We start from the raw sequence: 21,239 nt of genomic DNA, 5'->3' as shown, positions 1-21,239 counted from the left end.
TGGTCAAATGAATGATAATAGGTCGGTCCAGAGGTGTCTAGCCATCCTGCGCGGTTTTCGCGGGGGACCCGGGCAATCCCTAACCGCGCTGTCCAAGGCGGTCGATCTGCCGCACTCCACCGTCCTGCGCCTGTTGAACACGCTGCAAGGGGAGGGCTATGTGCGCAAGGAAGGCACGCTGTGGTCGCTGACCCCGCAGCTGCTGGAGATCGGCTTCGCCGCGCTGGCCAATACTGGCGTGAACGAGTTCATCCAGTCGTCGCTGCAGGCGCTGGCCAACCGCTGCAATGGAACGGTGAACATCGGCGAGAAGGGGCGCGACGAAGTCATCATCATCGCGCGCGCCAGTTCGGATTCGGAGCGCCGCAAGATCGTCGTGGTGAACCTGCGCGTGGGCAGCTCCATGCCGGATACCAGCGCCCTCTATCGGGCGCTGGACATGGCCGAGGATTCCTGGGCCATCGCACGCTACACGGATCGCAAGGTCACGACGCTGGGCATCCCGCTGTTTTCCGGGCAGTCACGCAGCCTGTCGCTGGGATTGTCCGTGAACGACGATGAATACCCGCTCGAAAAGATAGAAGGCGAATTGCTCGCCATCCTGCGCGCCGAACGCGACCAGATCCGGCGCCTGATGCGGCTGGGCGAGGTGTAGAGGCCAGCCGCCCCGGTCGCCTCGGTTGCCTCGCTTGCCTTGGCCGTTTCGCGCTATTCCGCGGCGTCCAGCGGATAGAAACACGCGACGCGGCGGTCGTCGCCGGCGGCGTGCCCTGCCAGTTCGGGGATGCGGGTGGCGCAGTCCGGCCGCGCCCGGCCGCAGCGCGGGTGGAAAGTACACCCGGACGGCAACCGGGTCGGGGCGGGGATTTCGCCGGTGATCTTCGCCAGCGCGATGCGCGCGCGCGGATCGGGCACCGGCGACGAGTCGCGCAGCACGCGGCTGTAGGGATGCCGGGGGGCATCCAGCACCTGCCGCGTGGGTCCCTGCTCGATGATGCGGCCCAGGTACATGACGCAGACGGTGTCGCAGAAGTGGCGCACCACGCCCAGGTCATGCGACACGAAGACGAATGACAGGCCGCGCTCGCGCTTCAGGCGTTCCAGCAGTTGCAGGATCTGCGCCTGCACCGACACATCCAGCGCCGATACCGGTTCGTCGGCGACGATGAGCTGCGGGTCCAGCACCAGCGCGCGCGCGATGCCGATGCGCTGGCGCTGGCCGCCGGAGAATTCATGGGGATAGCGGTCCAGCGCGGACAGCGGCAGGCCGACTTCCTGGATGGTCTGCGAGATCTTGGCTTCTATCCGGGCGGCGTCGCCCATGCCGTGCACATGCAGCGGTTCGGACAAGGCCTGGCGCACGGTGCGGCGCGGGTTCAGGGACGCGTAGGGATCCTGGAACACGATCTGCATGCGTTGGCGCAGGGCCCGCATCCGCGCGGCGCCGGCCGCGCCCACGTCCTGGCCATCGAAGTGGACTTCGCCCGAATCGCGTTCGATCAGGCGCAGCAGCAGGCGCGCCACCGTCGACTTGCCGCAGCCCGATTCGCCGACCAGGCCCAACGACTGGCCGCGGCCCACGTCGAAGGACACGCCGTTGACCGCGTGGACCGTCTGCTTGCGACCGCCCAGCAGGCCGCCGCCACTGTGGAAATGCTTGACGAGGCCGCGCACGCGTAGCAATGGGGCGTCGTCGTTCGCGACGGCGTCCCGGCCGTCCCGCACGGGGAGATCGATGTCGTTCATGATTGTCCTTCCGATGGCGCGCGCACCAGGCAACGCACCTGATGCGAGCCCTCTACCGTTGCCAATGTCGGGCGCGTGGTCTCGCAGCGCGCCTGTTTCAGCGGGCAGCGCGGCGCGTAGGCGCAACCCGCCGGAATGCCGGTGATGGGCGGCACGCTGCCCGGGATGGGGTCGAGCGCGTCGGCGTCGGCATCGACGCGCGGCATGGCGCGCAGCAGGGCTTCGGTATAGGGATGGGTGGGACGGGCGAACAGGGTGTCGACGTCGGCGGTCTCGACGACCTCGCCGGCGTACATGACGGCCACGCGGTCGGCGATCTGCGCCACGACGCCCAGGTTGTGGGTGATGAAGACCACCGCCATGCCGCGCGCCGTCTTCAGGTCGGCCAGCAGGCTAAGGATCTGCGCCTGGATGGTGACGTCCAGCGCCGTGGTGGGTTCGTCGGCCAGCAGCACCTTGGGCTTGCAGGCCAACGCCATGGCGATCATCACGCGCTGGCGCATGCCGCCGGAGAACTGGTGCGGGTAGTCGTCGTAGCGGCTGGCCGCCGCGGGGATCTTGACTTCCTCCAGCGCCTGCAGGGCAACGTCGCGCGCCTCGCGCCAGGAAATGCGGCGATGCTGGCGGACGGCTTCCGCAATCTGGTCGCCCACCGTCATCGTCGGATTCAGCGACGTCATCGGTTCCTGGAAGATCATGGCGATGGCGTCGCCACGCAGGCGCGCCATTTCCTTTTCCGGCAGGGCCGACAGGTCCTTGCCTTCCAGCAGCACCTGTCCGCCGCCGTGGCGCGCGCCGGTGGACGGCAGCAGCCGCAGGATGGACAGCGCGGTCACGCTCTTGCCGCTGCCCGATTCGCCCACCACCGCCAGCGTTTCGTTCCTGGTTACCGACAGGGAAACGTCGCGCACGGCGGCATGCCAGGTGCCGCCTATGCGGAATTCCGTGCGCAGGCCGCGCAGCTCCAATACGGCGTTCGTGGTGGTCATGAGTGCTCCGAGCGCAGCTTGGGATCGATGGCGTCGCGCAGCGCGTCGCCCAGCAGATTCAGGGCCAGCACCGTGAGCAGGATCGCGACGCTGGGGAATACGGTCAGCCACCAGGCATCCAGGATGTTCTCGAAGCCTTCGCGGATCATGCCGCCCCAGGTGGCGGCGGGAGGCGGCACGCCCAGGCCGATGAAGCTCAGCGAGGCCTCGGTGCGGATGGCGGACGCCATCCACAGGGAGCCCAGCACCACGACGTCGGAAATCATGTTCGGCAGGATGTGCACGCCCATCAGGCGCAGCGGGCCATAGCCCAGCGCGCGTCCCGCCTCGACGAAATCGCGCTGTTTCAAGGCGATGGTTGGCGCGCGTGCGACGCGCACGAAGGGGGCGATTTCCGTGATGGCGATGGCGATGATCAGGTTTTCCAGGCTGGCGCCCAGCATCGCCGCCACCATCAGGCCCAGCAGCAGCGTCGGGAAGGACAGCAGCACGTCGACCAGGCCCATGATGAACTGGTCGACCAGCCCGCCGACATAACCCGCCAGGATGCCCAGCGACGCGCCGATGCTCATGGCGATCAGGATGGCGACGAAGCCCACCAGCAGGGACACGCGGGCGCCGTAGATCAGTCGCGACAGGACGTCGCGGCCATAGCTGTCGGTGCCCAGCCAGAACTCCGCCGACGGCGGTTCCAGGCGGTAGGCGATGTTCTGCTGCAGTGGGTCGTGCGGCGCCAGCCATGGTGCCAGTATCGCCACCAGCGCGATCAGCACGAGCAGGCCGATGCCCACCCACGACAGGCGGTTGCGGCGCAGGGCCAGCCAAAGCGCGTTGGGGCGCGCGGCGGTCGGAGCAGGGGCGGTGACGGCGCTCATTTGTATTTCACCCGGGGGTCGACCATCCCGTACACCAGGTCGGTCAGCAGATTGACGAAAATGACGCAGGCCGCGAACACCACCATCAGGCCTTGCAGCAGCGTGTAGTCGCGCGTGTTCAGCGCGCCCAGGATCAGCTTGCCCAGGCCCGGCCGGTTGAAGACGATTTCGGTCAGCACCGAGTTGCCGATCAGCGTGCCGAAATAAAGGCCGACGACGGTGACGATGGGAATCAGCGCGTTGCGCAGGCCGTGGCGCAGCACCAGGCGCAGCGGCCGCACGCCCTTGGCGCGAGCGGTGCGCACGTAGTCCTCGCCCATCACGCCCAGCATGGACGACCGCGTGACGCGCATGACGTAGGCGGTCATGATCAGCCCCAGGTTGAAGGCCGGCAGCACCAGCCCGCGCAACTGCGCGGTCCAGTCGCCGGCGACCGTGCTGCCGATCACGGGAAACCATTGCAGCTGGATGGCGAAGGCCAGCAGCATCAGGATGGCCGAGACGAAGGCGGGAAAGGACAGGCCCGTCAGCGAGAGTACCCGGCCCAGGTAATCGGGCCAGGCATTGCGCCGCAGCGCCGCCCAGATGCCCAGCGGCAGGCCGAAGACCACGCCGATCAGGATGGACGCCGCCGTCAGTTGCAGCGTCCACGGCAGCACCAGCGCGACTTCCTGCAGCACGGTGCGGCCGCTGGCCATGGAGACGCCGAAATTGCCCGACAGCATGTCGCGCAGGAAATGCAGGTATTGCGTCTGCACGGGCAGGTTCAGGCCCAGCCGCTCGCGCAGCGCGGCCAGCGCCGCGGCGCTGGCCTGGTCGCCCAGCATGACCGCCGCGGGATCGCCGGGCACCAGCCGCACCAGGACGAACACCGCCGTCAGCATGGCCAGCAGGGTGGGGATCGCCAGCAACAGGCGTTTGACGGCATAGCGCATCATGATGGGGCTCCCTGTACGGTGCTTTGCGCCGCGCCTTGCGTGGATGCCGGCACCTTTTCCGGCGCGGGTTTCGGCGCGCCGGTGACCCAGGGCGTGCCGGCGTCCTTGGGCGCGCCGGGCATCAGGCGCCGCGCGTCCAGGTTCTGGATCGCGCGGGCCGTCTTGCCGGTCAGCACCAGGTCGGCCAGCGCCGCGCCCACCACGGGCACCAGCTCGAAGCCGTGGCCGGAATAGCCGAAGGCATGGAATACGCCCGGCGCCCCGGGCGATGGACAGACCACCGGCAGCAGGTCTTCCGTCTTGGCCTCCAGGCCGGCCCAGACCCGCACGATGCGTATGTCACGCACCGCGGGGAACAGGTCGGTGGACGCTTTCGCGCCCTTGGCCAGCACGCCCATGCGCGCGGTGGAGGTTTCCTTGTCCAGGTCCGGTATGCCCTGCAGCCCGCCGCCGATCACCAGCGTGCCCTGGTCGGACTGCTTGAAGGACAGCGAGCGGCCCATGATGGAGACGACCGGCTTGATGAAGGGCCGCAGGCGTTCGCTGACCATCATCATCGAAGACTTGGTCGCCAGCGGGATGTCGTCGCCGACCAGTGCCGCCATGCGCGCGCCCCAGGCGCCGGCCGCGTTGACGATCGCCGGCGCCGTCCATGTCCGCGCCGCGCCGTCCGGACCACTGTCGCCCACCACGCGCCAGTCCGCGCCTTGCCGCTCGATGGCGACGACGCCGCAGTGCTCGACCAGTTCGACGCCCGCCTGCATGGCGCTGCGACGAAACGCGCGCAGCGCGCGATGCGGATCGGCGGCGCCGTCGCGCCGGGCGATGGAAGCACCGACGCAGTGGGTGCTGAGCTCCGGCAGGATGCGCCGCAGTTCGTCCGGGCCGACGATTTCCTCATGCGTGTAACCGGCCGCGCGCAGGCCGTCCACGCGGGTCTGCAGCTTGGCCAGCGCGTCCGGATGTTCGGCCACGCAGACCTGGCCGTTCGGGTGGAAGCCGCAGTCGTCGCCGACCAGCCCTGCCATGTCGTGCCACATGTCCATGGCCTCCAGCGACAGGTCCAGCTCGCCCAGGTCACGGTTCAAGGTGCGCACGCCGGCCGCGGTGGCGCCGGAGGCATGCCGGCCGACCCAGTGCTTTTCCACCACCACCACGCGCGCGCCCCGGCGCGCCAGGTGCATGGCGGCCGACAGGCCGTGCAGGCCGCCGCCGATGACGATCGCGTCGTAGACTCGATTGCTCATTTGGCGGCGTCCCCGGTGTCCAGGCTGGCGAGTTCGCCCAGCGTCAGCGGCTTGAGCGGCGGGCGGATGCGGTAGAAACCGACTTCCGCCACGGGACGCTGTTGCTGCTCGGCCAGGATGTGCGCAATGGTGTAGCCGCATTGGCGGCCCTGGCAGGGGCCCATGCCGGCGCGGGTGAACGATTTGATCTGGTTGGGACCGGGTTGGCCCAGTTCGGCGGCCTTGCGGATATCGCCCGCCGTCAGCTCCTCGCAGCGGCAGACGATGGTGTCGTCCGACGGCGAGAAGACGCCGGGCCGGGGCGGATACATGGCGTCGAGCATGGGGCGCAGGCGCAGCATTTCCGCCAGCGCGCCGCGCAAGGGCGCGGCCGCCAGTTCGGCTTCCGGCTGGCTCAGCCGGCCGGCGCCCAGCAGCATGCCCACCGCGCTCAGCTGGCCGCGCGCGGTGGCCGCGGTGGCGCCGCCGATGCCGGCCCCGTCGCCGGCCACGTAGACACCCTGGCGGCTGGTCTGCCCCCAGGCATCGAGGACCGGCGTCAGGCAGGCCTGCTGCTCGTTCCAGGCAAGCTTGCATTCAAGCGCGCGGGCCATGTGGATGGACGGCACGACGCCTTCATGCGCCAGCAGCACCTGGGCATCCTCGCGCACGGTGCGGCCATGCCTGGTGACGTATTCGATCTGCTGCAGCCGGCCGTCGCCCAGCGCGCGGAAGCCGCGCACGCCGCGCAGGCGGCGCACGCCGGCCTGCCGCAGTTCGCGCAGCCAGCGCAGGCCCTTGCCGATCTCGCCCGCGCGGCGCAGCGCGTCGGCAAGGTAAGGCAGGGCGCGGCGAAAGCCATCCGGCGGCGACGTATCCAGCCAGCCGGCGATGCGGCCGCCGGCACGCAGCAGCTGCGCCATGTACAACAGCACCAAGGGGCCGCTGCCCACCACCCAGACCGGCTGCGCGGGCACCTGGCGCGCGGTCTTCAGCAGGATCTGCGCGGCGCCCACGGTCAGCACGCCGGGCAACGTCCAGCCGGGAAAGGGATTGGGACGCTCCTGCGCGCCGGTCGCCAGCAATATCTGCCGGGCGCGCACCACTTCGGCCTGGCCCGCGCGCGTCATGTAGACATGCCAGTCGGGCTCGATCTGCCAGACCTGGGTGCCGGGTTCGTAGACCGCGCCGCAACGGCGGAAGGACTCCGCCAGCGGCGCGCCGGCGCGGTATTCGTCGCCCAGCAATTCGCCCATGGGCGTGGCGGCCACGGTTTCGACGGCGCGCCAGATCTGGCCGCCGGGGGCGGGTTGTTCGTCCACCACCAGCACGTTCATGCCATGCGCGCGCAGGCGGATGGCGGCGCTCATGCCGGCAGGGCCGGCGCCGACGATCACTGCATCGAATTCACGGATCATGGCAGCACGCTCCGCTTGCCGAACTGGCGTTCTATCCGCATGCCTTCCTGGACCGTGACCAGACAGGTCTGGGTGGAGGCCACGCCGTCGACGATGGCCAGGCAGTCGAAGCACACGCCCATCATGCAGTAGGGCGCGCGCGGGCTTTCCTTGACGGGCGTGGTGCGCGTGGCGGCGGTATCCTGCCGCAGCAGCACCGCGGCAACGGATTCGCCGGGCTCGGCGGACACGGCCGCGCCGTCTATGTAGACTGTCAGCGCCTGCGCGCCGGGTTCATGCAGCTTGCGAAACATCGAAGCGCTCATGGTGAAAAGCATCCAGAGTGGCCGGCAGCGCGCCGTGATCCAGGGCACGGGCCAGGGGCCCGGCATGGAAAGACGCCAGCGTGACGCCGGAATGACAAAGCGCGGTCCACGCGCCGGAATACTGGGCCGACCCGGCATATACCGGGCGGCCGTCGGGAGTCATGACGCGCAGGCAGGACCACTGCCGCACCAGGCGCGCGCCGGCCAGGTCGGGCAGCACGCGCAGGGCCTTGCGGCTCATGCGCGCGGCGGCGTCGGCGGTGGTGTTGAGGTCGTAGCCCACTTCTTCCTGGGTGACGCCTATCATCACCGTGCCTTCGCCGGTCTGGCGCACGCCGCTGGCCGGCAGCGGCAGCATGGGCGCCAGGCGTTCGGTGACCAGGAGCTGCCCGCGCTGCGGCCGCAAGGGGACGTCCAGGCCGACCATGCCGCCCAGCGCGGCGGAGCCGAGGCCGGCGGCGATGACGACGTTGGCGGCCTCGTAGCGCTCGGGGGCGGCGCCTTCGCGTCCAGCGGCGGCAATCACGGCGAAACCGCCGCCGGCCAGCGGTTCGATGGCCGTCACCGGCCGCCGGCTGTACAGCAGGCCGCCCCGGCGCAGATACGCCGCCTGCAGCGCGGCCAGCAGACGCAGCGGATTGACGTGCGCATCGCGGTCGCAGAAGCTGGCGCCGGACACCTCGCGGCCCAGCCGCAAGGTGGGAAAGCGGCGCGTGAGTTCGCCGGCGTCCAGCATTTCGATGGAGGCGGGCAGTTCAGGGGTATTGGCGTCCCAGAGCCGCATGCGCGCGGCGCGATCCTCGAATTCGTGCTGGCCCAGGCAGAAATGCAGGCCGCCGCGATTCTCGTACTGCAGCGTCATGCCGGTTTCGCGCTCCAGGTCGCGCGCGAATTCCGGCCACAGCCGGCCGGCCTCATGCGACAGGCGCTGGTAGGGAACGTTGCCGTAGCCCTTGCCCTGTACCCACACCAGGCCGAAGTTGGCCTTGGCCGCGCGGTAGTCGGTATCCGCGCCGTCGAGCATCAGTACGCGGCGGCCCAAACCGGCCAGGCCCATGGCGATGGCCGAGCCGACCATGCCGGCGCCGGCAACGATGAAGTCGTAGCTGCGATTCATGCCCGGTCTCCGGAATCATGCGGCGGTGGTGCGGTTAAGCTATAACCTTCGACTGGAATCGGCTGCATGGATTTCTTACAGGTTATGGGGGCAGGGGAATGAGCCAGCGGCTGAATCTGCGGCAAATCGAAGCGTTCAAGGCGGTCATCGAACATGGCACGGTCAGCCAGGCCGCGACGGTGCTGGGCGTGTCGCAGCCCGCGGTCAGCAAGCTGCTGGCGCACCTGGAAGCGGAGACCGCGCTGCATCTGTTCGACCGCGTGCGCGGCAAGCTGGCCGCGACGCCGCACGGCATGCGGCTGTACGAGGAGATCGATCGCATCTTCACCGGCTTGCGCCAGGTCGAACAGGCGGTGGACTCCATACGCCGCGACGAGCAGCGCACGCTGTTCGTCGGCGTGTTGCCCGCGCTGTCGGGGTCGTTCATCCGGCGCGTGACCATGACCTTCCTGCGGCATCATCCCGACGTCCGCGTCAACATCCAGACGCGCGGCTCGCAGTTCCTGGCCGACTGGCTGGCGACCCGGCAGATCGACGTGGCGCTGGTGGGCAGCCGCGTGGACAATCCCTACATCGACCGCGAGCCCATGTTCCAGCAGCCGCTGATGTGCGCCTTGCCGGTGAACCACGAATTGACGCGCAAGCGCGTGATCCGGCCGCGCGACATGGCTGGCCTGCCGTTCATCGCGTTCGGCAGCGACAGCCAGACCCACCAGCTGGTGCGATCCGCCTTCGAGCAGGTGGACGTGCCGCTGAACGTCGTGCTGGATACCAATACGGCGCCGACCGCGTGCGAGTTCGTGGCGGCGGGCCTGGGCGTGTCCTTGTTTCATCCGCTGTTTGCCGATGGGTTTCAAAATCGCCTGGTATTGCGGCGGTTCGAGCCGGAAGTGATGTTCCACTTCCAGCTCTGCACGATGCATGCGTCGCGCAACGCCGGCCTGGTCGAAGGTTTCGTCGAAGCCGCGCGCGAGGTCGCCGCGCAGGTGCCGCGCGACCTGCGCCGGGCTATCGCTTGACCGTGGTGGCCTCGGTGACCGGCGGCTGGAGATTCAGCGCGCCCTTCAGGGTGTAGCCGTAGTCCACCCCATTGCCGTGGGCCCAGACCTGCTTCAACCCGAACAGGGGGATCGCGCAGACGTCATTGTGGATCTTGACCTGCGCGTCTTTCCACAGGGCCAGCTGCTTCTTGGCGTCCGGCTCCTGGCGCGCCGCGCGGATGTCGGCATCGGCCACGGAGCAGTGCGAGAAGTTCGACTGCGCGGCCGGCGCCCCGATGGCGGCCGACGAATCGTAGAACTCGCTCAGGTAGGCATCCGCATTGGGGAAGCGCGCCGCGCCGTAGAACACCAGGGCGCTCTGGTCCTGGCGGCTCTTGGCCTGGTAGGTGGCATGGTCCACCACTTCCATGTCCAGCTTGATGCCGGCCTTGGCCAGCTGCGCCTGGACGATTTCCATGATCGGCTGTTGCGCCGAAATGTTCGACACCACGGATTTGATCTGGATGCCGTTGGGGAACCCGGCCTCGGCCAACAGCTGCTTGGCCTTGGTGACGTCGTAGGTGTAGGCGCCGGCGCTGCAATCCTCGCCCAGATAGCCGTTCGGAACCACCGAACAGCCCTTGTCCGCGACGTCCTTGCCGGCGTAGCGCACGATCTCGTCGACGTTGACGGCCGCCGCGATGGCCTGGCGCACCTTCAGGTTGTCCAGCGGCTTGATGGTGCGATTGATGTGCAGGGTCCGGAATTCGGCGGGATCGAAGATATCGACCTTCATGCCGCGCTTCTGCGAACGTTCCACCCAGCGCTGCTCGCGCTTGCCTTGCATGATGTCGATCTCGCCGGACGTGAAGGCGAGTTCGCGCGCGCTGTCCGACGGAATCATGCGGTAGACGATGGCGCCGACCTTGGGCTTGCCGCGGAAGTAGGCGTCGTTGGCCACCAGCTTCACGTATTGCTGCGTGACGTGTTCGGCGAAGGCATAGGGACCGGTTCCGATCGGGCCGGCGCCGAATTTGTCGCCCAGCTTTTCAGCGGCCTTCTTGCTGACGATATTGCCGCCGTGATAGTTGGACACGCGCCCCAGGAAGGCCGCGTCCGGATACTTGAGCGTGACGCGCACGGTGTAGTCGTCGACGGCTTCCACCTTGTCCAGCAGGTCGAAGGTGGACGCGAAGCTGGAACGCTTGGGATCGGCCGCGCGTTGCAGCGAGTACACCACGTCCTCGGCCTTCAATTCGCCGTAGCCGCCGTGGAACTGCACGCCCTTGCGCAGGTGGAACGTCCAGGTCTTGCTGTCGGGCGATGCCTCCCAACTGGTGGCCAGGTCAGGCTCCAGCGCCTTGGGATCGGCGCTGCCCGGCGGGAACTGCACCAGCGCGTCGAACATTTCGGACGCCACGCCCTTGTCCACCGTGGACGTCGCGCGGTGGGGATCCAGGGTGGCGTTATCGGCGGCGCCAGAGCTGATGCGCAGCTCGGGCCTGTCGTCGGCGCGTGCCGGCGTGTTCGCGGTGGCACCCAGCGCCAGCAGGGCGATGGCCAGGACGGACAGTGCAGGACGTTTCATGATTCCCCTTGGAAGCGGCTAGCGGTCACTAGACGGTACGCAAGGTAGTCCGGGCCCACCCATAGCGTCAAAGTCCTTCAGGGACTGAAGCTATTCCTGTGGGTTATAGGGCGGCATGCCGGTGCGAGGCCGCTCCTGGGAGTGCGGGACCGTGTTCATCTCGATGTAATGGTTAATACCGACGGGCCGCGGTTACAAATTAATGGGTCTCACACCGCATAGCGTGCCACCGCTTGCGGGTCGAAGGCGTATCCCCAACCGGGACCGGTGGGTACCGCGACGTTGCCGTCCGCGTCCAGCTGGATGGCCTGGCCATACAGGGGCGCGAACCAGGGCATGTGCTCGACTATCAGTGCGTTGGGCAGGGTCGCGGCCAGCGACAGGCTCATTTCGGTGAACAGGTGCGGGGAAATCGGCGTGTTGAAGACTTCCGCCACATGCGCCACCTTGAGGAATTCCGTGGGGCCGCCCATGCGCTGCAGGTCGGGCATCAGGATGTCGGCGGACTTGCGTTGCAGCATGTCCAGCATGCCGAAGCGCGCGTATTCGCTCTCGCCGCTGGCGATGGGGGTGTCCAGCGCGGCGGCGACGGCGGCTTCGCCGGCGTGGTCGTGGTAGGGCACGGGCTCTTCTATCCAGCCCAATTCGAATTCCTCCAGCCGCCGGCCCAGGCGGATCGCGCGGTCGGCGGTGAACTGCTGGTTGCAGTCGGCCATCAGGCGCACGCCGGGGCCGATGGCCTGGCGGACGGCGCGCACGCGATCGACGTCTTCCTGCATGGCGGGCTTGCCCAGCGACATCTTCATGGCGCGGTAGCCGTCCTTGACGAAGCCGGCGGCTTCGGCTTGCAACTGGTCGATAGTCGATGACAGCCGCAGGCTGCCGCTGCGATAGATGGGCAGCGTGTCGCGGCAGGCGCCGATCAGCCGGCTGACGTTCAGGCCGGCCTGCTTGCCGCGCAGGTCCCACAGCGCCATGTCGATGCCCGACATGCCGACCACGGTGGCGCCGCGATGGCCCAGGAAGGCGATGTCCGCCCAGGCGCGTTGCCAGAAGGCGGCGCTCATCGCAGGATCCAGGCCGAGCACCAGGGGTTCCAGGCTGCGCAGGGTTTCATGCAGCACGGACAACCGGTGCCCGTTGAGCGTGAAGACCATGCCTTCGCCCGTGGCGCCTTCATCGGTATGCAGGGTGACCAGCACGCAGTCCGCCGTCTTGATGACGATGCGGGCGCTGGGGATGGGCGTGGGCAGCGGAATGCTGACCACCTTCAGGTCCAGGTGGGTGATTTTCATATGAGGATGCGGTGAGCGTTATTCGGGTACCACCCCGGCGTCGTGCAATATCGGCCCCCAGTAGGCGATATCGGCCTGCACGACCTTGCCGAATTCTTCGTTGCGGCGGCCGTCGGCGATTACGCCCAGCGCTTCCAGCCGCTTGCCCACCTCGGGCATGCGGACGATCGCGGACAGCTCGCGTCCCAGGCGGTCCGCGATGGCTGGCGGCGTGCCGGCGGGCGCGAAGATGCCTTTCCAGGCCACCATCTCGAAACCGGGCAGGCCGAGGTCGGCGACCGGACGGACGCCGGGCAGGGCGGCCATCTCGGTCTTGCTGGTCACGGCCAGCGCCTTCAGCCGTCCCGCCTTGATCAGCGGTTCCGCCACCGGGATGACTTCGAAGGCCATGTCCAGGCGCTTGCCCATGAGGTCCGTCATGACGTTGGGGCTGCCTTTGTAGGCGATCTGCCGCATCTGCGTATGCGTCATGCTCATGAACAGGGCGGCCGACATGTGGTGGAAGCTGCCATTGCCGCTGGTGCCGTAATTCAGCGTATCGGGCGGCTGCGACTTCGCCTCGTTGATGATGTCCTGCACCGAGTTGAACTTGCTGTCGGGCGGCACCACCAGCACGCAAGGGCCGCGATCGACCATGACGATGGGCGTGAAATCCTTGCGCGGGTCGTAGGGCAGCTGCTTGTAGACGAACAGGTTGGAGACGTTGGTGGTGGTGTTGCCCGCCAGCAGCGTATAGCCGTCGGGTTTGGCGCGGGCCACCATCTGCGAGCCGACCATGCCGGATACGCCGGCGCGGTTTTCGATCAGCACCGGTTGGCCCAGCCGTTGGGACAGCAGGGGCGCGAGGATGCGCGTCACGGTGTCCACGCCGCCGCCGGCCGTGTAGGGCACGACGATGGTGATGGGTTTGTTCGGATAGTTGTCGGCGTCGGCGGCGTTGGCCGTACTGGCAGCGGACGCCGCGCACAGGGCCGTCAGCGCGGCGAGTATTCGGCGCGTGGGTATGCGCATGGGTTGACTCCTCTCGTGTTGCCCGGACTGTGGCCGGGCTCTTGTCGCCAGGGATTATGTCGCCGGCGCGGCGCCGTCGGATGGGCATCTGATCGATATCAGTTATGCTTGATCCCGATATCAGGCAAGCGGTCAATCACGCCGCGGCAGGTGTGCGGGACAGGACAGGATGACGCCATGGATCTTCGGCAGTTGAACTATTTCGTTGCCGTGGCCGACGCCGGCAGCTTCACCCGCGCCGCCATCGCGCTCAATCTGGTCCAGTCCACGCTGAGCCACCAGATCGCCATGCTGGAAGCCGACCTGGGCCAGCGGCTGCTGGTCCGCAACGGCAGGGGCGTCACCCCGACCGAAGCCGGCGCGGCGTTGCTGTCGCACGCACGGGCCATGCTGGCATCCGCCCGCAAGGCGCGAGATGAATTGCGCGACCTGCACGGCAATCCGTCCGGACGGCTCGCGGTGGGGCTGCCTTCGCAGGTGGCGCTGTCGATGGCCTCGCCCATGGTGGCCAGGATGCGGCAGCGCCTGCCGCGCGCCCTGGTCGCGATCTCGGAGGGGCTGAGCCTGCATCTGCGGGAGCTGCTGATCGAAGGGCGACTGGACGTCGCGCTGCTGTACGACCCGCCACCGTCGCCGCAACTGGCCTACCGCACCCTGACGCGCGAAAGTTTCCTGCTGGTCGGACCCGCCAGCGCGCCGGCCTTGCCCAAGCGCGTTTCGCTGGCCGCGTTGGCGGGTTACCCCATGGTGCTGCCGGGCCGTTCCAATGCCATGCGGTCGCAGGTCGACGCGGCCTTGGCGCGGCGCGGCATCGAACTGAACATCGTCGCCGAAGCCGGGGTCGTCCTGACGCTGCTCGAACTCGTCAGCGACGGCCTGGGCTACACCGCCGCGCCCGCCAGCATGCTGCTGCACGGGGGCAAGCGCCTGCGGCTGCAGACCGCGCAGATCGGCCCGCCCGCCATCCGCAATCGCCTGGTGCTTGCGACACCCAAGGCACGCGCGGAAACGCGTCTCGTGCGCGAATTCCTGGCGATCGTGCAGGAGCTGTATCCGGCTGAAAGCGGGCGCGAAGGCGGGGCCACAGCTGCTACGATGCGCAGGCTCGCCGCACGCAGCCAGCAGCGGTCGCGCGGATAATCACGATAAGGAGACGGGCATGGACATGGGCATCGACAGATTGCGTGGTTTCATCGCGGCCGCGACGCGGCGCGCGGACGCGCATGGCGCCGGCGGGATGCCCGGGCCCGAGCTGCTGGCGGGCTTTCGCGATCTGGTCAGCCATGACGACTGGCTACCCGCCGATTGCGCGGTGCCACATGCCGAACACTACCAGCAGTACCTGCTGCACTGCGATCCGCTCGAGCGTTTCTGTATCGTCAGCTTCGTGTGGGGACCGGGCCAGAAGACGCCGGTCCACGACCATACGGTCTGGGGCTACGTCGGCATGCTGCGCGGCGAAGAGATCAGCCAGCGGTTCGAGCGGACGGCAGACGGCAGGGCGTACGTGGCAGCCGGAGATGCCGTGCGCCTGACCCCGGGCACAGTCGAAGCCTTGTCGCCCGCCGAAGGCGATATCCATCAGGTGCGCAATGCGCATGCCGATCGCGTATCGATCAGCGTACACATGTACGGCGCCAACATCGGCGCGGTGCGCCGCAGCGTGTTCGATCCGGCGTCCGGGGTGGCCAAGCCCTTCGTGTCGGGGTATTCGGCTGCGCAGGTACCGAACATCTGGGACAGGTCCGCGCAGGTCAGGGCAGGTATCGGCATGGTCGGATAGCGCGCTTCCCGGCGCGTCCGGAGCGCCGTGGCGTCGTGGCGTCGCGGCCCGGCAGGCGGCATCGTCGCGGCGGCATCATTGCCGCTGGCGCTGTTGTTTTCTTGTCGCGGCTGGCGGGCTGACAGCTGGCCGTCATCCAGGCGCTCGAGGCAGGTGCTAGCATCCCCGGCGATCGAACAAGGCTGGAAAGCCGGAGGGGAGCGAGCATGAACCGCGTCTATCGCCGGGTACGGAACGCGAAGTCAGGTGCTGTGCAGGTGGCGTCGGAAGGCGCTCGTTCGGTATCGACCTTCACTGGCGGGGGGCGTGCGCTCAAGCCCATGGCGGCGGTCTTGATGGCACTGGGCATGACGGCCATTGCCGCACCCTGCGTCGCGCAAAGCGCCGCGCAGGGGGGCTCGGTCGGCAGCGATCGTAGCGGCATGGGGGGCGCGGGCAATGGCGAGGGCGGCGGCGCGCGGCTGCTGTCGGGAAGTTCGTCCCCGACCCCGATAGCCGGCACGCCCGCCTCGAACGGAGTCGGCGGCGCCGGCGCGAGCGGTACGGACACCGGTTCGGGTGTGGCCGGCGCGGGCGGCGGCGGCGGCGGCCTGGCAACCGGGCCAAGCCCGCTGTTGGTCGGTGGCCAGGGGACGGATGGCGCCTCCGACTCGAGATTGCCGGGAGGCGGCGGGGGCGGTGGCGCCGCCGTTTTCGACAATTCAGCAATTAGCATCGACGTGCCGGCGGGTTTCCAGCTCGTGGGTGGCGCCGGCGGCGCCGGCGGCCCTCCCACGGTCGGCAGCGGCGCGGGAGGGGCTGGCGGAGGCGGCGGCGGCGCGGGCGTCATCGCCGGTGATCCCAACGTGACGGTCCAGGTCCTGTCAGGCGGTAGCGTGACGGGCGGCGCCGGCGGCGCCGGCGGGTCGGGCGAACCGGCATTCCAATCGTTCGGTGGTGGCGGCGGCGGCGGCGGCGACGGCCTGGTGCTGACCAACATAGCATCCCGCACAATCAACCATGGGGTAATCACGGGCGGCGCCGGTGGCGCCGGCGGCAGCGCGTTCAGCACCGGGGGCGGCGGGGGCGAGGGCGGCGATGGCATACGTATCCTGGGTACCGACAGCTCGGTGCAGAACGATGGCGTGATCACGGGCGGCAGGGGCGGCGCGGGCGGCACCGCGGCTGGAGGCAACGGCGACGACGGTGTGGGGGGCGCGGGCGTGCGCGCGATTGCGCCTCGCTTGTTGGTCACCAACTCAGGCGCGATACGCGGCGGCGACGGCACCGGCAACGGCGCCGCGGGCGCCGCCATCGTCGTGCAAGGGACGTCCGGGATCGACAATGCGGGAGAGCTGTCCGGCGGCGTCACGACCGGCGGCGGGCGAGCGCCCGCGGTGATCTTCAATGGCACCAACAACCAGCTTTTCCTGGAGGTCGGCTCCCTGGTGCGGGGTGCCCTGCAGGTCAATAGCGGGGCAGTCGCGCAGGTGACCGCCGAAACCAACGTCGCGCTGGACGGCGCCCTGTTGAATGGTGGGTCGCTGACCTTACTGCTGCCGACAGGAAATACGCTGGACCTGGGCAATACCATCCTCGGAGCAGGCACGGTCAACGCGTCTGGCGCGGGCACGGTGGCGTTGAAGGGCGCCAACATCAGCGGCACGATCGATTTCGCCAATTCCGGAGGCGTAGGCCTGGCGGGCAACATACAGACGACAGGCAGCCAGCACTACGCGAGCGCGGTCGCACTGGACGCCGCGACCACGCTCTTCAGTACGGCCGGCTCCCTGACGCTGGACGGCGGGATCGATGGCGCCAGGTCCTTGAACCTGTTTGCATCCGGCACTGTGACCGTGGGGGGCGCGATAGGCGGCACAGTGCCCTTGACCGCGCTGACGGTCAATGCGCAGGCGCTCGCGGCAAGCGGCAGCATCGACGCCGGTGCGCTGTCGATCACCACTTCGGATGACCTGACGCAGCAAGGCGCATATACCGTTACCGGCAATGCCAGTTTCAGTGCCACCGGTGGCGATATCACGTTGACGAATGCCGGCAACCACTTCGGCAGCGCCTCGCTGATTGCCGCCGGCGACGCCACGCTCGTCGCCTCGGGCCCGCTTACCATTTCCCTGGCGAGTGTCGGGCAGAACCTGTCCGTGTCGACCACGGGCGGCACGCTCACCCTGCCCGCCGGCGCTACCACAGGAGCGGGTTTCATCCACCTGAGCGGCGACCAGATCCAGACCGGCCCGCTGACGGCCAACGAGGTCGAATTGTCGCCGTCGTCCGGCATGTCGCTGAGCGGCGACGTGACGTCGTCGACGGCGCTGGTGCTGCAGTCGCCCGGCGCCGGCGCGATTACGCAGACCGCCGGCAGGATCTTCGCGAGCACGCTGCAGGCCGACCTGGGAGGTGGATTGACCCTGACCTCGGCGGGCAACATCATTTCGAACATTGGCGACATCACGGCGCAGGACGTCGCGATCGCCAGTACGGCTCCGCTGACGGTCAATGGCACCGTCAACGCGCGCTCGCTTGTGCTGGCCGGCGCCCAGGGCGTCACCATCACGGGCAATGTCACCGCCGATACCGCACAGATAGGCGCCGGCACGACGTGGACCGTGGGCGCCGGCGCGACGACGGGCTCGCTGGTCGCCGACACGGCCGTCGACGGTACGCTGCGCTTCGATCGTTCGGACAACGTGTCGTTCGCCAACGTACTGACCGGCAACGCGACTGGCCAGCTGATACAAAGCGGCGCGGGCAAGCTGGTGTTCGACGGCGATGGGTCGGCCTTCGACGGCAACACCACGGTGCAGGCCGGCGGCCTGGTCGTCGGGAGCACCGCGGGCAGCGGCGCCGTGCTGGGCGGCTCGGTCACCGTGGGCAGCGGCGCCTCGCTGGGCGGGCACGGCCGCATCGCCGGCAATGCGGCGCTGGCCGGCGGCGCCGTGCTGTCGCCCGGCAATTCCATCGGCACGCTGACCGTGGACGGCAACTTTTCCATGGCCAGCGGCAGCATCATGGACGCCGAACTCGGGGCCGCCGGCAATGGCGACAAGGTGGCCGTGGGCGGCGACCTGGCGCTGAACGGCGTGACGCTGAACATCAGCGACGCCGGCGGCATGGGCCCCGGCGTGTACAACATCTTTTCGTATGGCGGCTCGCTGACCGAAACCAACGGCGGGATCTTCTTCGGCAGCCAGCCCGCCGGCCACACATTGCAGCTGCAAACGCTGACTGGCGACAAGCGCATCAATATCGTCGATGCCACCAACACCACGCTGCAGTACTGGAACGCCAATCACCTGGCCGATCCGACGCGTATGGGCGGCGGCAGCGGGACCTGGAGCGTGACGTCGCCGGTATGGACCGACGCCAATGGCAGCGTAACCGGCGCCATGACGCCGCAACCGGGCTTCGCGGTGTTCGGCGGCGCGGCCGGCGTGGTGACGGTGGACGGCACGGCGGGCGCGGTGGTCGCGAGCGGCATGCAGTTCCTGAGCGACGGCTATCGGGTCGACGGCGCGCCTGTCACATTGGTGGGCGCCGCAGGGACGCCCGTGATACGCGTGGGCAACGGCAATGCCACCGGCGCCGGGTACGTCGCCACCATCGATTCGGTCCTGGCGGGTGTGCAAGGCCTGAACAAGATGGACGCCGGCACGCTGGTGCTGAACGGCCTGAACACGTATAGCGGCGGTACAACCATCAGCGGCGGCGCAATCGCGGTATCGGATGACCGCAACCTGGGCGACGCCAGCAATGGCGTGAGCCTGCAAGGCGGGAATCTGCGCATTACGGGCACCGCGTATACGGCGACCAGCCGCGCCTTGACGCTGCTGCCCGGCGGCGCGGTGGATGTGGCCGATGCGGGTAACGTGTTCTCGTGGAATGGCGCGATCAGCGGAACGGGCGCGCTGGTCAAGCAAGGCGCCGGCACGCTGGTGCTGAACGGGACCACCACCTATACCGGCGGTACGACCGTTGCGGCAGGCACGCTGCAAGGGAATACCGCCACCCTGAAAGGCGATATCGTGAATCACGCCGCGCTGGTCTTCGCGCAGGACACCGACGGCAGCTACACCGGCACGATGTCCGGTACCGGTTCGATGACCAAGCTCGGCGCCGGCGCGCTGACCCTGACGGGCGCGAACAGCTATACCGGCGGGACCACGGTCAGCGCCGGGACGCTGGTGGGCAGCGGTACCAGCCTGCAGGGCAATATCGTCAATAACGCGACGGTGATCTTCAATCAACCGGCGGACGGCAGCTATGGCGGCGTGCTTTCGGGCAACGGCAGCCTGCTGAAGCAAGGCGCCGGCACGCTCGCGGTAAACGGCGACAGTGGCGCGTACGCCGGCAGCACGCAGCTGCTTGCGGGCGGCCTGGAGGTCAACGGCCGGCTCGGCGGTACGTTGACCGTCGACAACGGTACGACGCTGAGCGGCACCGGCACGGTGGGCACGACGTCGATCGCGTCCGGCGCCACGCTATCGCCTGGCAATGCCGACGCCCCTGTCGCGACCCTTACCGTCAACGGCAACCTGAGCTTCGCGCCGGGCTCGACCTACAGGGCAGATACCACGGTGGCCGGCGCGCATGACAGCGTGCATGTCACGGGTACCGCCCATCTGGCCGGCTCCGTTGTGGATGTGGGCGAGAACGGCACGTACACCGCTTCCACGACGTACCGGCTGCTGACGGCCGATGGCGGGGTGAACGGCCAATTCGATTCGGTGTCCAGCAACCTGGCGTTCCTGACGCCATCGCTGAACTACGACGCCAACAACGTCGATCTGCTGATGCAGCTCAAGCAGGACGGCACCGGAGCAAGCATCGACTTCGCAGATGCGGCGCGTACGCGCAACCAGCGCGCGACAGCCAACGGCTTGCAGAGCCTGCCGGCGACAAGCGCCCTTTATACGCGTGTACTGAACCTGCCCGAGGGCGCGCCGCCGGCGGTGTTCGACTCCCTGTCGGGCGAGATCCACGCAAGCACGACATCGGTGCTGCTGGGCGTGGCGGACAACGTGGCGACGCTGCCGCTGGCGCATCTGCGCGCCAACCTGGATGCCGGGCAGGCGGCCGGCGCGCCGACCGCGCAGCTGGGCGCTGGCGATGCGTCGGCGATGCCGCGCGCGGCGGCGCAGCCGGTATGGGCGCAGGTGTTCGGCAACTGGCGCACGCTCGATGGCGACGGCAACGCGGCCAAGGTGAAGGATACGGATTCCGGCCTGTTCGTCGGCGCCGACCGCGGCGTGGGCAACGGTTGGCGCGTGGGCGGCGCGCTGGGCTATACCGACAGCGACATCGACGTGCACCAGCGCGGATCGACCAGCGATGTGGACAGCTACAGCGCCACGGTCTACGGCGGCAAGGCCTTCGATGCGGGGGCCGGCAAGATCAATCTCAGCGTCGGCGCGGGGTACACCTGGCACGACATACGCAGCAAGCGCGACGTGAATGCCGCGGGCGCGGACCAGGAGCTGAAGGCGGACTATCGCGCGAGCACCGCGCAGGTGTTCACGGAGCTCGGTTATGCCATGCCGCTGAACGAACGCGTCACCCTGGAGCCTTTCATCGGTGGCAGCTACAGCGATCTGCGCACGCGCGGTTTCGCGGAGTCGGGCGGCGATGCGGCCTTGAGTGGCGACTCCGCAAGCAACAAGGTCGCCGCCACCACGCTGGGCTTGCATGCCCGCATGACGTTCGACAGCGCGGGCGCGCAGGGCAGCCTGCATGGCACCTTGGGATGGCGTCATGCGTATGGCGATGTGACGCCGGACACCACCATGGCGTTCGATGGCGGCCAGCCGTTCACGGTCGCCGGCACACCCATCGCCCGCGACGCGGCGTTGCTGCAATTGGGTGTGGAAATGGCGGTATCCAGGAGCACCACCGTGGGCGTGGCGTACGGCGGGCAGTTCGGCGATGGCAACAAGCAGAATACCGGCACGCTGGATGTGCGCTACCGCTTCTAGCC

General features: G+C 68.5%; 16 protein-coding genes. 5 read left to right on the top strand and 11 right to left on the bottom strand.

Going from position 1 to position 21,239, the window contains the following annotated elements; translation table 11 throughout:
* Positions 1 to 7: 7 nt before the first annotated feature.
* Entirely contained in the window at positions 8 to 655 is a 648-nt protein-coding gene (locus tag CAL12_RS15100) for an IclR family transcriptional regulator (RefSeq protein WP_086065290.1), read from the top strand.
* A gap of 53 nt (positions 656 to 708) precedes the next feature.
* Here the strand turns inward: CAL12_RS15100 and CAL12_RS15095 are convergent, their stop codons facing one another.
* From CAL12_RS15095 to CAL12_RS15060, 8 genes are read right to left on the bottom strand one after another with little or no spacing between them, the layout of a single operon-like run.
* Complete coding sequence (locus CAL12_RS15095) at positions 709 to 1,746, bottom strand: ABC transporter ATP-binding protein (protein ID WP_086065288.1); 1,038 nt, start codon at positions 1,744 to 1,746, stop codon at positions 709 to 711.
* Positions 1,743 to 2,735 carry an ABC transporter ATP-binding protein gene (locus CAL12_RS15090; RefSeq protein ID WP_086065286.1) on the bottom strand — a complete coding sequence of 331 codons (993 nt, stop codon included), beginning with the start codon at positions 2,733 to 2,735 and terminating at the stop codon, positions 1,743 to 1,745. Before CAL12_RS15090 ends, CAL12_RS15095 begins: the two co-directional genes overlap by 4 nt.
* Positions 2,732 to 3,610, bottom strand: coding sequence for an ABC transporter permease (locus CAL12_RS15085; protein WP_086065284.1), 879 nt, complete (start codon positions 3,608 to 3,610; stop codon positions 2,732 to 2,734). Before CAL12_RS15085 ends, CAL12_RS15090 begins: the two co-directional genes overlap by 4 nt.
* Entirely contained in the window at positions 3,607 to 4,548 is a 942-nt protein-coding gene (locus CAL12_RS15080; protein ID WP_086065282.1) for an ABC transporter permease, read from the bottom strand. Before CAL12_RS15080 ends, CAL12_RS15085 begins: the two co-directional genes overlap by 4 nt.
* Positions 4,545 to 5,795, bottom strand: coding sequence for an NAD(P)/FAD-dependent oxidoreductase (locus CAL12_RS15075; protein WP_086065280.1), 1,251 nt, complete (start codon positions 5,793 to 5,795; stop codon positions 4,545 to 4,547). Before CAL12_RS15075 ends, CAL12_RS15080 begins: the two co-directional genes overlap by 4 nt.
* Positions 5,792 to 7,192 (bottom strand): FAD/NAD(P)-dependent oxidoreductase, encoded by a 1,401-nt coding sequence (locus tag CAL12_RS15070; RefSeq protein ID WP_086065278.1) that lies wholly within the window; start codon positions 7,190 to 7,192, stop codon positions 5,792 to 5,794. Before CAL12_RS15070 ends, CAL12_RS15075 begins: the two co-directional genes overlap by 4 nt.
* Complete coding sequence (locus CAL12_RS15065) at positions 7,189 to 7,485, bottom strand: (2Fe-2S)-binding protein (RefSeq protein ID WP_086065276.1); 297 nt, start codon at positions 7,483 to 7,485, stop codon at positions 7,189 to 7,191. The genes CAL12_RS15070 and CAL12_RS15065 overlap by 4 nt, the downstream gene beginning before the upstream one ends.
* Positions 7,466 to 8,614, bottom strand: a complete 1,149-nt coding sequence (locus CAL12_RS15060) for an NAD(P)/FAD-dependent oxidoreductase (protein WP_086065274.1) — start codon at positions 8,612 to 8,614, stop codon at positions 7,466 to 7,468. Before CAL12_RS15060 ends, CAL12_RS15065 begins: the two co-directional genes overlap by 20 nt.
* A 98-nt stretch (positions 8,615 to 8,712) precedes the next feature.
* Between CAL12_RS15060 and CAL12_RS15055 the strand changes: the two genes are divergently transcribed.
* Positions 8,713 to 9,633 carry a LysR substrate-binding domain-containing protein gene (locus CAL12_RS15055; protein ID WP_086065272.1) on the top strand — a complete coding sequence of 307 codons (921 nt, stop codon included), beginning with the start codon at positions 8,713 to 8,715 and terminating at the stop codon, positions 9,631 to 9,633.
* Here CAL12_RS15055 and CAL12_RS15050 read toward each other — a convergent pair.
* The 3 genes from CAL12_RS15050 to CAL12_RS15040 all read right to left on the bottom strand — a co-directional run bounded on the left by CAL12_RS15050 (position 9,623) and on the right by CAL12_RS15040 (position 13,488).
* Complete coding sequence (locus tag CAL12_RS15050; RefSeq protein ID WP_086065270.1) at positions 9,623 to 11,182, bottom strand: ABC transporter substrate-binding protein; 1,560 nt, start codon at positions 11,180 to 11,182, stop codon at positions 9,623 to 9,625. The genes CAL12_RS15055 and CAL12_RS15050 overlap by 11 nt on opposite strands.
* Positions 11,183 to 11,391: 209 nt before the next feature.
* Positions 11,392 to 12,477 (bottom strand): mandelate racemase/muconate lactonizing enzyme family protein, encoded by a 1,086-nt coding sequence (locus CAL12_RS15045; RefSeq protein ID WP_086065268.1) that lies wholly within the window; start codon positions 12,475 to 12,477, stop codon positions 11,392 to 11,394.
* A gap of 18 nt (positions 12,478 to 12,495) precedes the next feature.
* On the bottom strand, positions 12,496 to 13,488 hold the full coding sequence (locus CAL12_RS15040) for a Bug family tripartite tricarboxylate transporter substrate binding protein (protein ID WP_086065266.1): 993 nt from the start codon (positions 13,486 to 13,488) through the stop codon (positions 12,496 to 12,498).
* Between the two features lie 177 nt (positions 13,489 to 13,665).
* Here CAL12_RS15040 and CAL12_RS15035 point away from each other — a divergent pair, with 177 nt between their 5' ends.
* The 3 genes from CAL12_RS15035 to CAL12_RS15025 all read left to right on the top strand — a co-directional run bounded on the left by CAL12_RS15035 (position 13,666) and on the right by CAL12_RS15025 (position 21,237).
* Positions 13,666 to 14,628, top strand: coding sequence for a LysR family transcriptional regulator (locus tag CAL12_RS15035; RefSeq protein WP_086065264.1), 963 nt, complete (start codon positions 13,666 to 13,668; stop codon positions 14,626 to 14,628).
* Positions 14,629 to 14,647: 19 nt separating this feature from the next.
* On the top strand, positions 14,648 to 15,271 hold the full coding sequence (locus CAL12_RS15030) for a cysteine dioxygenase (RefSeq protein WP_086065262.1): 624 nt from the start codon (positions 14,648 to 14,650) through the stop codon (positions 15,269 to 15,271).
* Positions 15,272 to 15,477: 206 nt separating this feature from the next.
* On the top strand, positions 15,478 to 21,237 hold the full coding sequence (locus CAL12_RS15025) for an autotransporter domain-containing protein (RefSeq protein ID WP_086065259.1): 5,760 nt from the start codon (positions 15,478 to 15,480) through the stop codon (positions 21,235 to 21,237).
* The last annotated feature ends 2 nt before the right edge of the window (positions 21,238 to 21,239 follow it).

Source organism: Bordetella genomosp. 8 (assembly GCF_002119685.1).
Taxonomy (GTDB): Bacteria; Pseudomonadota; Gammaproteobacteria; order Burkholderiales; family Burkholderiaceae_B; genus Bordetella_C.
Note: the sequence above shows the minus strand (reverse complement) of the source record. Positions and strands in the feature narration are given on the sequence as shown.